Raw genomic sequence first — 12419 nt, 5'->3', positions numbered from 1 at the left:
GCCCCCAACCGGGCCTCCGTCGACCACGCACGCCCTCGCAGTCTTCGTTCGTCCCCTGAAACAACCCCACAGCACGTCGAAAGGAACCACCATGTCCCAGGACACGATCACCAGGCCCACCTCGCAGAACCCCGACGAGCCGCACGGCTTCGAGCTCAAGAAGCGCCGCCGCTGGCCGTGGATCGCCGGAGCCTCGGTCGCCGCCGTCGCCGTCGCCGCCGCGATCGGCATCCCGCAGCTCATCCCGAGCGTCTCGCCGAACGAGGTCGCGGGCGCCACGCTCGTGATCGCGACGGCGGAGGGCAACGCGGCCGAGCAGGCGCTCGTCGAGTTCGTCGCCGAGAACGTGGCGGCCGACTACGGCATCACGGTCGCGTTCAAGGGTCTCTCCGACAGCAACACCATCAACCGCGCGGTGAGCGAGGGTGAGGTTGCTGGCACGATCTACCAGCACAAGCTCTGGCTGAGTCAGGTGCTCGAGGCCAACCCCGACTTCCGTGAGACCGCGGCGACGCCGGTCTTCCGCTGGGGCTTCGGGCTGTGGTCCGAGAAGTGGGGCAGCGTCGAGGAGATCCCGGATGGCGCCACCATTTCGCTCTACTCCGACCCCGCGAACGAGGCCCAGGGGCTCTGGCTGCTCGAGAACGCCGGGCTCATCACCCTCCAAGACGGCGCGACGGCCGGCACCGCGACCCAGGACGACATCGCGACCAACCCGAAGAACCTGAAATTCGTGCTGCTCGACTTCGCCGCACAGTCGCGCGCGCTGCCCGACATCGACGCCGCCGCTGGCTACACCGAGTACTACCTCGCCGCGAAGATCCCGCTCCAGCAGCAGATCTTCGCCCCCGCCGCCCCGGACGAGTTCGCCGGCCAGCTCACGATCGGCAGCGACTACGCCGACACCGACAACATCCAGAAGCTCGTCGCGGCCTTTCAGGACCCGGCCGTGCAGGAGTTCCTCGCGACCGACCCGTCGGTGAAGGGCATCCTGCTGCCGCTCGACGCGAAGTAACGCCTTTGGCCAGGGGTCGGATGCCGCCAGCATCCGGCCCCCTCGTCTTTCATCATTCAGGAGTTCCGGGGTCAACAAGCTTTCATCATTCAGGGGTTTGGGTTCGGTGAGACTTTCACAATTCAGGAGTTTGGGGCCAATATGACCCCAGTGCGTCCGGATGCTGCCTCACCAGCAACATCCGCCCCGTCCACCCCACCGACTCCTGAATAATGACAGCCGTCCGCCCGGCCAATTCCTGAATAATGACAGCCGCCCGGCCCTCAAACTCCTGAATGATGAAAGCGAGCGTTCGCTGTGGGCGAGCGCAAGGGGTCGCGCTTCCGCGAGAACCACGCCTAAACTTGAGTCGATACAACTCAACTTTGGGAGAGGCGATTCATGGCCAACATGCAGGGCGCACCCGGATCGAACGACGAACAGAAAACGGCGCTGCAGCAATATGGCGTCGATCTCACCGAGATAGCCCGGCTCGGCAAGCTCGATCCGGTGATCGGGCGGGATGCCGAGATCCGCAGGGTCAGTCAGGTCCTGACCCGCCGGACCAAGAACAACCCGGTGCTTATCGGCGAACCCGGCGTCGGCAAGACCGCCGTCGTCGAGGGTCTCGCCCAGCGGATCGTCGCCGGCGACGTCGCCGACTCGCTCAAGGGCAAGCGCCTCGTGTCCCTCGACCTCGCCGCGCTCGTCGCGGGCGCGAAATACCGCGGCGAGTTCGAGGAGCGCCTCAAGGCCGTCCTCGCGGAGATCAACGCCGCCGAGGGCCAGATCATCACCTTCGTCGACGAGCTGCACACCCTCATGGGCGCGGGCGGCGGTGAGGGTTCGGTCGCAGCATCCAACATGCTCAAGCCGATGCTCGCGCGCGGCGAGCTGCGACTGATCGGCGCCACGACGCTCGACGAGTACCGGCAGTACATCGAGAAGGATGCCGCGCTCGAGCGTCGCTTCCAGCAGGTGTTCGTCGGCGAGCCGAGCGTCGAAGACACGATCGCGATCCTGCGCGGACTCAACCCGCGCTACGAGAGCCACCACGAGGTGCCGATCTCGGATGCCGCGCTCGTCGCCGCCGCGACCCTCTCCAACCGGTACATCAGCGGACGCCAGCTCCCCGACAAGGCCATCGACCTCATCGACGAGGCGGCGAGCCGCCTGCGGATGGAGATCGACTCGGCCCCCGTCGAGATCGACGAGCTGCGCCGTAGCGTCGACCGGCTGCGCATCGAGGAGCTCGCCCTGAAGCGCGAGAAGGACGACGCGTCGAAGGCCAGGCTCGAGAAGCTGCGCGAGGACCTTGCCGTCCGCAGCTCGGACCTCGAGCGACTCGAGGAACGCTGGAACAAGGAGAAAACCGCGATCAACCGCATCGGAAATCTCAAGAAGCGCGCCGAAGAGCTTCAGATGCAGGCCGACCGCGCCCAGCGCGACGGCAACCTCACCGAGGCGAGCCGGCTGCTCTACGGCGAGATCCCGATCATCGAGCGCGAGCTGCGCGAGGCGGAGAACTACGTCCCCGACGAGGATCCGATGGTCGGCGAGGAGGTCACCGCCGAGGACATCGCCGCCGTGATTGCAGCCTGGACCGGCATCCCGATGGGACGCCTGCTGCAGGGCGAGACCGAGAAGCTGCTGCACCTCGAGGCGGAACTCGGCAAACGCCTGATCGGGCAGAAGGCCGCCGTGCGTGCGGTGTCGGATGCGGTGCGACGCTCCCGGGCGGGCATCTCCGACGCCGACCGCCCCACCGGATCCTTCCTCTTCCTCGGCCCGACCGGCGTCGGCAAGACGGAGCTCGCGAAGGCCCTCGCCGAGTTCCTCTTCGATGACGAGAAGGCGATGATCCGCATCGACATGAGCGAGTACGGCGAGAAGCACTCCGTCGCCCGACTCCTCGGCGCCCCTCCCGGCTACGTCGGCTTCGAGCAGGGTGGGCAGCTGACCGAGGCGGTCCGTCGCCGCCCCTACTCGGTGGTGCTGATGGATGAGGTCGAGAAGGCGCATCCGGAGGTCTTCGACGTTCTGCTGCAGGTGCTCGACGACGGGCGCCTGACCGACGGGCAGGGGCGCACGGTCGACTTCCGCAACACGCTTTTGATCCTCACCTCGAACCTCGGCAGCCAGTTCCTCATCGAGCCGGCGCTCAGTGTGGAGGAGAAGCACGAGGCGGTGCACGCGATGGTGCGCACGGCGTTCAAGCCGGAGTTCATCAACCGCCTCGACGACATCGTGATCTTCTCGTCGCTGACCAGTGCCGACCTCGGCCAGATTGTCGAGCTCGACATCGACAAGCTCTCCCGCCGGCTTGCGAGCCGTCGGCTCGAGCTCGCTGTGACCCCGGATGCCCGTGCCTGGCTCGCCGAGCGTGGCTACGATCCGCTCTTCGGGGCGCGTCCGCTGCGCAGGCTCATGCAGCGCGAGATCGACGACCAGCTCGCAACGGCGCTGCTGAGCGGCGAGATCCGCGACGGCGACACCGTTCTCGTGAAGCTGCGGGGAGACGGCCTCGCCGTCGCCAAGGCCGACGAGACCGTGCCGCCGCACACCGAGATCGAGGCGGTCGAGACGCTGGAGTAGCGCAGCGGCGCCGCTCGTCGGAGGTTGGCGGATGCGGCGTGGTGGGCGCGGCCCGATCCTTGATCGCGCCATGGGGCTGGTACCCTGACGAGCGATGTCTGACACACGAGTCGCCGCGCGCGACGAGCCCCTCGTCGCCCCCAGGGCCCCGGCGCACTTCCAGCCGCACATCCAGGGGCTGCGCGCGATCGCGGTGCTCCTCGTCGTCGTCTACCACTTCTGGCCGGGCCGCCTCTCCGGCGGCTACATCGGCGTCGACATCTTCTTCGTCATCTCCGGATTTCTCATCACCGGCCAGCTCACCCGCGAGTTGCGGCGCACCGGAACGATCGCGCTCCCCGCGTTCTGGGCCAAGCGCGCCCGCCGACTGCTGCCCGCGTCGATCGCGGTGCTCATCTTCTCGACCCTCGCAACGCTGTTCCTGCTGCCGTTGTCGGGCATGGTCGCCTCCCTCCGCGAGATCCTCGCGAGCACCTTCTACGTCGAGAACTGGGCGCTCGCCGCGGGCTCCGTGAACTACCTTGCGGCCGGTGACGAGTCGCTCGTGCAGCACTACTGGTCGCTCTCGCTCGAGGAGCAGTTCTACGTCTTCTGGCCGCTCATCCTGCTCGGCGCGACCTGGCTCGGCGCCAAGTACTTCGTGCGCAAGCAGTGGGGCTTCCTGTTCTCGGTCGTGGCCGGCGTCAGCCTGCTCTCGCTCGTCGCCTCCGTGCTCTACACGGCGTCGAACCCGGCCGAGGCCTATTTCGTCACCTTCACCCGCGTGTGGGAGTTCGGCGTCGGCGCGCTCCTCGCGCTGCTGCCGAAGTTCCGCCCGCGCGGCGCGGTGCTGTCCAACGTCATCGGCTATGCCGGACTCGCCGCGATCCTCTACGCCGGCTACTTCTACGACCGCGAGACCCCGTTCCCCGGCTACTTCGCCCTGCTTCCGGTGCTCGGCACCGCTGCGATCATCGTCTCCGACCGGCAGGAGCGCTGGTTCGATGTCGGACGGATGCTCGGCGGCCGTCTGCAGCGCTTCATCGGTGACATCTCGTACTCGCTGTACCTGTGGCACTGGCCGCTCATCGTCATCGCGCCGTTCATTCCGGGCTGGGGCCTTGGCACCCTCAACCGCATCGCGCTGTTCCTTGCCTGCTTCGTGCTCGCCTGGCTGACCAAGAAGTACGTCGAGGATCCCGCCCGAGGCTGGACCTACCTCACCTCCCGCCGCCCGCGGGTCACCTACGCCTGGTCGCTCGGCGCGATGGCGCTCACCGCGCTGCTCGTCGCGGGAACCTTCGCGATCCAGAACCCCAGGTACCAGGCCGCCGCGACCCAGCTCGAACAGATCGCCGAGAACCCGCCGGAGTGCTTCGGCGCCGCGTCGTCGACCGGGTGCGAGAACCCCGAGCTCGCGGCATCCGTGATTCCGAGCCCCGGCTTCGGCAACGCCGACGGCCCCACGCGCGACGAGTGCTTCGTGCAGCTCAACGACTCCGCCGTCGTCGGCTGCGAGTTCGGAGCGACGGATGCAGACGCTCCGCGCGTCGCGCTCATCGGTGACAGCCACGCGTACCAGTACATCGAGGCGATGATCGATCTCGCCGAGGAGAACGGATGGGCGCTCACGACCTACCTCAAGGGCGCGTGCCCGTGGACGACGGCGGAGGTCGGCGGCCCGAGCGCGGCGTTCACCTCCTCCTGTGCGGCCTTCCAGGACAACCTCGCCGCGGAGCTCGCCGAGGTCGAACCCTACGACGCGATCTTCACGGCAGCGATCGCGGCCACGCCGATCGTCGCGGCCGACCCCGTGCGCGCGGCCGCCGACGGCTACGCCGACGCGTGGACGACGCAGGCGCAGGGTGCTCCGATCGTCACAATCGTCGACAACCCAGACCTCCCCGACGACCCGAACAAGTGCCTGCAGCGGGGCGATGCCGCCGACTGCGCCGTGCCGCGCGAGGATGTGCTCTCCGAGGAGGACCCGTTCGCCATCGCCGCGGCCGCGACCCCCGGGGTCACCCTTCTCGACTTCACCGACACCTTCTGCTCGGCCGACGAGTGCTTCGTCGTCATCGCCGGCGCCAACGTCTACCGCGACCAGGACCACCTCACGGTGACCTTCGCGGGCACGATGGGCCCGTTCATCGGCGAGGCGATCACCGCGGCGATCGCGCGATAGCGGGGGAGCGGTTGCGTGCTGTGCCCACCCCTACTCCGCGCTAGCTGGCGTTAGCCTCCCGGAACCGGCGGATGGCCGCGTTCGTCGACGGGTCGTGGTCGAGGGCCGAGTCGTCCTCCGCCGCGAGATCGTCCGCGATCCGGCCGGCAAGCACCTTGCCGAGCTCCACGCCCCACTGATCGAACGAATTGATGCCCCACACGGTGCCCTGGGTGAAGACCTTGTGCTCGTAGAGCGCGATCAGCTGGCCGAGCACGAACGGGGTGAGCGTCGGCGCGAGAATCGTGTTGGTCGGGCGACTGCCGGGGAACACCCGGTGCGGTGCGACACCAGCATCCACCCCCGACGCGAGCACCTCCTCGAGCGACTTGCCGAACGCGAGCGCCTCGGTCTGGGCGAACATGTTCGCCATGAGCAGTGCGTGATGGTCGCCGACCAGGCGAACGGGGCGCAGGAAGCCGATGAAGTCGCACGGCACGAGCTTGGTGCCCTGATGGATGAGCTGGAAGAACGCGTGCTGCCCGTTCGTGCCGGGCTGGCCCCAGACGATCGGGCCGGTCTGCACCTGCACGCTCTCGCCGTCGAGGCCCACCGACTTGCCGTTGCTCTCCATGTCGAGCTGCTGCAGGTAGGCCGGGAAGCGAGCCAGATATTGGCTGTAGGGCAGCACCGCGTGGGTCTCGGCGCCCCAGAAGTTGTTGTACCAGAGCCCGATCAGGCCCATCAGCACCGGCAGGTTCTGCTCGAGGGGTGTGGTGCGGAAGTGCTCGTCCATCGCGCGGAACCCGGCGAGCAGGTCGGCGAAGCCGTCGCGGCCGATCGCGATGAGCAGCGACAGGCCGACGGCGGAGTCCATCGAGTAGCGGCCGCCCACCCAGTCCCAGAAGCCGAACATGTTCGCGGTGTCGATGCCGAACGCGGCGACCTCGGCGGCGTTCGTCGACACGGCGACGAAGTGCTTCTTGACCGCCGCCGGGTCGCCGAGGCGCTCAAGCAGCCAATCGCGGGCTGTGCGCGCGTTGGTGAGGGTCTCGAGGGTCGTGAACGTCTTCGAGCAGACGATGAACAGCGTCTCCTCGGCATCGAGGTGCAGCAGCGCCTCGTCGATGTCGGCGCCGTCGACATTCGACACGAACTTCAGCGTGAGGTTGCGGTCGCTGTAGGCGGCGAGGGCGTCGGAGGCCATGGCCGGGCCAAGGTCCGATCCGCCGATGCCGATGTTCACGATCGCGCGGATGCGCTTGCCGGTGTGTCCGCGGAAGTCCCCATGGCGGATGCTGTCGGCGAAGTCGCCCATCGCGTCGAGCACCGCGTGCACGGGTGCGACGACATCCTCGCCCTCGACAACGATTCTCTCGCCGCGTGCCGCGCGCAATGCCACGTGCAGCACCGACCGGCCCTCGGTGACGTTGATGCGGTCGCCGGAGAACATCTGCTCGATGCGCTCCGGAACGCCGGTCGCCCGGGCCAGATCGCAGAGCAGGCCGATGGTCTCGGTCGTGACCAGGTTCTTCGAGGCATCGAGCACGAGGCCGGCGGACTCGAACGTGAGGGCGTCGGTGCGCGCGGGGTCGGCGTCGAAGAGGGCGCGGATGCTGTCTCCCGCGACCTGCTCGTGATGACGCGCCAGCGCCTCCCACTCGGGTCGCGATTGCACCGCTGTCGTCTCTGGCTTCGACATCGCTGTCACCTTTCCCGTGCCGGTAGCTGTCGCCGTCGGCATCCGATTCGCGCCCGCGGCGTTCGGCGGGCGTCAAGCACCAGCTTGCCAGTCCTCGGCGTCGGGCGCGCGGGCTCGCCCGACATCTCTCGCGGGTGTGGGAGAGGATGGAGTGGTCGGGGGCCGTTCGGGTTCCGACCGCGCATCGAATATCGGAGTTCCACATGCCCTCACGCCCCGCCGTCATTGTGTTCGACGTCAACGAGACCCTGAGTGACATGGCGCCGCTCGCGCAGAGGTTCGGCGACGTTGGCGCGCCGCCGCAGCTCGCGGGCGAGTGGTTCACCGCGCTCCTCCGCGACGGGTTCGCGCTCGCCGCCGCCGGCTCGAGCGCCCCGTTCGCGACCATCGCCGCGGAACTGCTGCGAACGCGGCTCGCCGGCTTTCCTCTCGACCGCGAGCCCGGCGATGCGGTCGCCCATATCCTCGGCGGATTCCGGGAGCTGGGCCTGCACGCCGACGTCGCCGACGGCATCCGCGCGCTCGGGGCGGCGGGGAATCGGCTCGTGACGCTCACCAACGGCTCGGCCCAGATCGCCCAGAAGCTGCTCGGCGACGCCGGGCTGGCCGACCAGTTCGAGGCCTTCCTCACCGTCGAAGACGCCCCGGTCTGGAAGCCCGCCCGGGCGGCCTACCTCCACGCCGTCGTGCGCTGCGGGGCCGCGCCGGCCGACATGCTGCTCGTCGCCGTGCACCCCTGGGACATCCACGGCGCATCCCTAGCCGGCCTCCGTACGGCGTGGGTGAACCGCAGCGGGGCGACCTACCCGAGCTACTTCGCCGCCCCCGACCACGTCGTGACGGGCATCGACGGGCTGGCCGCGCTGGTCGACTGACGGATGTGGCGGGGCCGGGTGACGGATGCGGCGGGGCCGGGTGACGGATGTGACGGATGCGGCGGGTCAGCGCGGCTCAGCGCGCCTCAGCGGGGCTCGCCGTCAGCCCGCGGCCGGCGCCGCGCGGGCGGCGGCGGAACCGCCTTGGCCAGGGCGACGTCGGTCAGAGGGATCTCGACCAGGCCCCGTTTCGTCTCGACGACACAGCTCGTGTCGTCGACCCGGACCAGAGGACCGAGTGCATCCGTCATCATGCCGTCGATGCGGTAGCGCACGACGATCCGGGTGCCGGGCGTGGTGCCCGACACGAACCGGGCGGCGTCTGCGCTCACCGGACCGACCCGACTGCCTGGACTGACGCGGCTGCCGCTACGCCGCGAGCTCGCGCGTGAGCGCCGCGGCGAAGGCGTCGATGTCGGCCTCGGTGGTGTCGAAGGCGCACATCCAGCGCACCTCGCGGGTGGCCGGGTCCCAGTCGTAGAACCGGAAAGATTCGCGCAGCCGGTCGGCGACCCCGGCCGGCAGGATCGCGAAGACCGCGTTCGCCTGCGTCTGCTGCGTGAGCGTGACGCCGTCGATACCCTCGACGGCGGCGCGCAGCCGCTGCGCCATGGCGTTCGCGTGCGACGCCGACCTGAGCCACAGGTCGCCCTCGAGCAGCGCGATGAGCTGCGCGGAGACGAATCGCATCTTCGACGCGAGCTGCATGTTCATCTTGCGCAGGTAGATCAGGCCCTGCGAGACATCCGGATTCAACACCACGACCGCCTCGCCGAACAGCAGCCCGTTCTTGGTGCCGCCGAAGCTCAGGATGTCGACGCCGGCATCGGTCGTGAACTCCCGGAACGGCACCCCGAGCGACGCGGCGGCGTTCGAGAGCCGGGCGCCGTCCATGTGCAGCGTCATCCCGCGCTCATGCACGTGGTCGGCGATGGCGCGCACCTCGGCCGGCGTGTAGGCGGTGCCGAGCTCGGTCGACTGCGTGATGCTCACCGCGAGCGGCTGCGCGCGGTGCTCGTCGCCCCAGCCCCACGCCTCGGTGTCGATGAGCTCGGGGGTGAGCTTGCCGTCGGAAACCGGCACGGTCAGCAGCTTGAGCCCCGCGATGCGCTCGGGCGCGGCATTCTCGTCGGTGTGGATGTGGGCGTTCCCGGTGCAGACGACGGCGCCCCAGCGAGGAAGGATCGACTCGAGGCTGAGCACGTTGGCACCGGTGCCGTTGAACACCGGGAACGCCTCGACCTGCTCGCCGAAGTGTCCACGCATCACCTCCTGCAGGCGGGCCGTGTAGACGTCTTCGCCGTAGGCGACCTGATGGCCGCCGTTCGCGGCGCCGATCGCGGCGATGACCTCGGGATGCGCCCCGGCGTAGTTGTCGGAGGCGAAGCCGCGGTACGTCGTGTCGTGAAGCTGGGTCATGACACTAGTGTCCCATTCGCCGCTGGTCGCCTCGTCCGGAAACCTCCCGTGCGGCGATGTGCGGATGCTGGTGTTGTGGCGCACGCCGGCACCCACCGGGTCGCGGCACTCAACGCAGGAGTTTCTGCGCCACGCCGTCTCGTTTGGCAGGACGAGCCGGCGTGTTGCAGATTCTCCTGCCGAGCGTCTCTTCTCGCCTGGCTGTCTTCTCGCTTGGCTGTCTTCTCGCCTGGCTGTCTGCGGCTGCGGGCGCGGTGGACGCTCAGCATCCGTCCTGTTCCGCTAATGACGGACCGGCGGATGCTGGCACGCCGGCACCCACCCGGTCGCGGCACTCAACGCAGGAGTTTCCGCACCACGCCGTCTCGTTTGGCAGGACGAGCCGGCGTGTTGCAGATTCTCCTGCCGAGCGTCTCTTCTCGCCTGGCTCTCTTCTCGCCTGGCTGTCTGCGGCTGCGGGCGCGGTGGACGCTCAGCATCCGTCCTGTTCCGCTAGTGACGGACCGGCGGATGCTGGCACGCCGGCACCCACCCGGTCGCGGCACTCAACGCAGGAGTTTCCGCACCACGCCGTCTCGTTCGGCAGGACGAGCCGGCGTGTTGCAGATTCTCCTGCTGACCGGTGCGACCAACGCGACACTCAGCCTCCGAACGGCACCAGAGCCCCGTCTCACCCGCGCAGCGCCTCGCCCAGCTTCACCCGAGTGCCGGTGCGCAGCAGCGCGTTCGAGTAGATCCGCGCGCCGACCACAATGACGAACGCTGTGGTGACCGCGAGCACGAGCAGCGACACGAGCGGCTCCCACCACAGCGCCTCGCCGAGAAACAGTCGCATCGGCATCCCGACCGGTGCCGAGAACGGGATGTACGACATGATCGCCAGCACCGTCGGGTTGTCATTGAAGAAGATCACAGCGAAGTAGGGCAGCATCACGAGCGTCGTGACGGGCGAGATCACGGCACCGAGGTCCTCCTGCCGCGACACGAGCGAGGCCGCCGCCGCGAACATCGAGGCGAGCAGCACGAACCCGAACACGAAGAACACCACGAACCACGCCGCCGACGGGCCGACCTCGGCGAGCACGGAGCTCTGCCCCGTGATGAGCAGCCCGATCGACGCGAACAGCGCGATGAGCAGCGTCTGCCCGAACGAGAGGATGCTGTTGCCGACCACCTTGCCGGCGAGCAGCAACCGCGCGGAAATCGTCGCGAGCAGCAGCTCGACGACGCGGGTCTGCTTCTCCTCGACGACGCTCTGCGCGATCGTCGAGCCGAAGGTGATCGTGGACAGGAAGAAGACGAGGCCGAAGCCGAGCGCGACGAGGTAGGCGAAGAACGGATCCTGCTCGGCCGGCTCGAGAATGCGCACGTCGGGCGCGACGCTGAGCTGCGCGATCAGGCCGGCGGGCGCGGAGTCGAGGCCGATCACCGTGATCCCGAGGGGTGAGACCTCCGAGTTCGAGACGATCCCGGCGTCCACCTCGCCGGCGCGCACGAGCTGCTCCACCTCGGACACCTCGCTCACGAGTGTCTGCGCGTATCCCGACATGTCGGGCAGCGCGTTGATGACCGAGCGCTGGATGGCGACCTTCGGCAGCTCGGCGTTCGCGCTCGCGATACCGCCGACCACGATCGAGCCGAGCACGATGGCGAGCAGGATGCCGGTGGACACAAGGAAGCTCCGGCTGCGCAGCCGCGCGATGACCTCCCGCGCGGCGACGAGGCGGATGACGCGCGCCGCCGGCAGCTGCGCGCGCGGTGCGGGCGTGCTCTGCGCAGTCATCGGATGACCTCCCGGAAGATCTGGGCGAGCGACGGACGCTTGCGCGCGAAGCCGCTGACGGTGTCGGCGGCAATCGCCCGGCGCAACACGTCCTGGGCGATCAGCGGGGCATCCACGTCGAACAGGGCACGACTGCCGGCGAACTCGACGACGCGCACACCGGGTACCTCGCGCACCCAGCCGGCATCGCCGGCCACGAGCAGCTCATAGCGCTGCCCGGAGTGCTCCTCGCGCAGTCCCTCCCTCGAGCCCGTGGCGCGGATGCTGCCGTCGGCGATCACGATGAGGTCGTCGCAGAGTCGCTCGACGATGTCGAGCTGGTGTGAGGAGAACAGCACCGGCGCACCGGCATCCGCCCGGGACTTGAGCACCGCGAGCACCGTCTCGACGGCGATCGGGTCGAGCCCGGAGAACGGCTCGTCGAGCACGAGCACCTCTGGATCATGCACGAGGGCCGCGGCGATCTGCGCACGCTGCTGGTTGCCGAGCGACAGGCTCTGCACCGTGTCGCCCGCGCGCTCGCCGAGGCCGAGCTGGTCGAGCAGGTCGGCGGTGTTGCGCTTAGCCCGCGCCGGGTCGAGTCCGTGCAGCCGGGCGAGGTAGACGAGCTGCTCGGCGACGCGCATTTTCGGGTACAGGCCGCGCTCCTCCGGCATGTAGCCGAACCGGCGCCGGTCCTCCGGCAGCAGGTCGTCGCCGTCGAGGCGCACGGTTCCGGCATCCGCGCTGAGCACCCCGAGGATGATCCGCATCGTCGTGGTCTTGCCCGCGCCGTTGCTGCCGACGAATCCGGTCATGCGACCCGGGCGCACGTCGAAGGTGACGTCGTGCAGCACTTGCCGCTCGCCGAAGGACCGGCCCACCCCGCGCACCTCGAGCATCCGCGTCTCCATCGTGTTGCCTCAACG

At 68.8% G+C, this 12419-nt stretch carries 9 protein-coding genes; 4 read left to right on the top strand and 5 right to left on the bottom strand.

Features of this window, described 5'->3' with window-relative positions; all coding sequences use genetic code 11:
* Positions 1 to 91: 91 nt before the first annotated feature.
* The 3 genes from ABIB15_RS08590 to ABIB15_RS08580 all read left to right on the top strand — a co-directional run bounded on the left by ABIB15_RS08590 (position 92) and on the right by ABIB15_RS08580 (position 5753).
* The gene (locus ABIB15_RS08590; protein ID WP_354476942.1) at positions 92 to 1015 is read left to right on the top strand and encodes a MetQ/NlpA family ABC transporter substrate-binding protein; all 924 of its coding nucleotides are present in this window, start codon (positions 92 to 94) and stop codon (positions 1013 to 1015) included.
* A 381-nt stretch (positions 1016 to 1396) separates the two neighbouring features.
* Complete coding sequence (locus ABIB15_RS08585) at positions 1397 to 3589, top strand: ATP-dependent Clp protease ATP-binding subunit (RefSeq protein ID WP_354476938.1); 2193 nt, start codon at positions 1397 to 1399, stop codon at positions 3587 to 3589.
* Positions 3590 to 3683: 94 nt separating this feature from the next.
* Positions 3684 to 5753 (top strand): acyltransferase family protein, encoded by a 2070-nt coding sequence (locus tag ABIB15_RS08580; RefSeq protein WP_354476935.1) that lies wholly within the window; start codon positions 3684 to 3686, stop codon positions 5751 to 5753.
* Positions 5754 to 5793: 40 nt separating this feature from the next.
* On the opposite strand, the gene pgi is transcribed toward ABIB15_RS08580, so the two are convergent.
* Entirely contained in the window at positions 5794 to 7434 is a 1641-nt protein-coding gene (gene pgi, locus ABIB15_RS08575) for a glucose-6-phosphate isomerase (RefSeq protein WP_354476932.1), read from the bottom strand.
* Positions 7435 to 7637: 203 nt separating this feature from the next.
* Here pgi and ABIB15_RS08570 point away from each other — a divergent pair, with 203 nt between their 5' ends.
* Positions 7638 to 8309, top strand: coding sequence for a haloacid dehalogenase type II (locus tag ABIB15_RS08570; RefSeq protein ID WP_354476929.1), 672 nt, complete (start codon positions 7638 to 7640; stop codon positions 8307 to 8309).
* An 86-nt stretch (positions 8310 to 8395) separates the two neighbouring features.
* Here the strand turns inward: ABIB15_RS08570 and ABIB15_RS08565 are convergent, their stop codons facing one another.
* The 4 genes from ABIB15_RS08565 to ABIB15_RS08550 all read right to left on the bottom strand — a co-directional run bounded on the left by ABIB15_RS08565 (position 8396) and on the right by ABIB15_RS08550 (position 12392).
* Positions 8396 to 8641, bottom strand: coding sequence for a putative acetyltransferase (locus ABIB15_RS08565; protein ID WP_354476926.1), 246 nt, complete (start codon positions 8639 to 8641; stop codon positions 8396 to 8398).
* A 37-nt stretch (positions 8642 to 8678) separates the two neighbouring features.
* Positions 8679 to 9728 (bottom strand): threonine aldolase family protein, encoded by a 1050-nt coding sequence (locus ABIB15_RS08560; RefSeq protein WP_354476924.1) that lies wholly within the window; start codon positions 9726 to 9728, stop codon positions 8679 to 8681.
* 670 nt (positions 9729 to 10398) lie between these two features.
* Positions 10399 to 11511 (bottom strand): ABC transporter permease, encoded by a 1113-nt coding sequence (locus ABIB15_RS08555; protein WP_354476921.1) that lies wholly within the window; start codon positions 11509 to 11511, stop codon positions 10399 to 10401.
* The gene (locus ABIB15_RS08550) at positions 11508 to 12392 is read right to left on the bottom strand and encodes an ABC transporter ATP-binding protein (RefSeq protein WP_354477141.1); all 885 of its coding nucleotides are present in this window, start codon (positions 12390 to 12392) and stop codon (positions 11508 to 11510) included. The genes ABIB15_RS08555 and ABIB15_RS08550 overlap by 4 nt, the downstream gene beginning before the upstream one ends.
* Between the last annotated feature and the right edge of the window lie 27 nt (positions 12393 to 12419).

It is taken from the genome of Marisediminicola sp. UYEF4 (assembly GCF_040546025.1).
In the GTDB taxonomy this organism is placed as follows: Bacteria; Actinomycetota; Actinomycetes; order Actinomycetales; family Microbacteriaceae; genus Marisediminicola.
Note: the sequence above shows the minus strand (reverse complement) of the source record. Positions and strands in the feature narration are given on the sequence as shown.

What these genes read in the sequence shown, in the direction of transcription:
- ABIB15_RS08590 (WP_354476942.1), top strand. Translation starts at nt 92, where the DNA reads ATGTCCCAGGACACGATCACCAGGCCCACCTCGCAGAACCCCGACGAG.
- ABIB15_RS08585 (WP_354476938.1), top strand. Translation starts at nt 1,397, where the DNA reads ATGGCCAACATGCAGGGCGCACCCGGATCGAACGACGAACAGAAAACG.
- ABIB15_RS08580 (WP_354476935.1), top strand. Translation starts at nt 3,684, where the DNA reads ATGTCTGACACACGAGTCGCCGCGCGCGACGAGCCCCTCGTCGCCCCC.
- pgi (WP_354476932.1), bottom strand. Translation starts at nt 7,434, where the DNA reads ATGTCGAAGCCAGAGACGACAGCGGTGCAATCGCGACCCGAGTGGGAG.
- ABIB15_RS08570 (WP_354476929.1), top strand. Translation starts at nt 7,638, where the DNA reads ATGCCCTCACGCCCCGCCGTCATTGTGTTCGACGTCAACGAGACCCTG.
- ABIB15_RS08560 (WP_354476924.1), bottom strand. Translation starts at nt 9,728, where the DNA reads ATGACCCAGCTTCACGACACGACGTACCGCGGCTTCGCCTCCGACAAC.
- ABIB15_RS08555 (WP_354476921.1), bottom strand. Translation starts at nt 11,511, where the DNA reads ATGACTGCGCAGAGCACGCCCGCACCGCGCGCGCAGCTGCCGGCGGCG.
- ABIB15_RS08550 (WP_354477141.1), bottom strand. Translation starts at nt 12,392, where the DNA reads ATGCTCGAGGTGCGCGGGGTGGGCCGGTCCTTCGGCGAGCGGCAAGTG.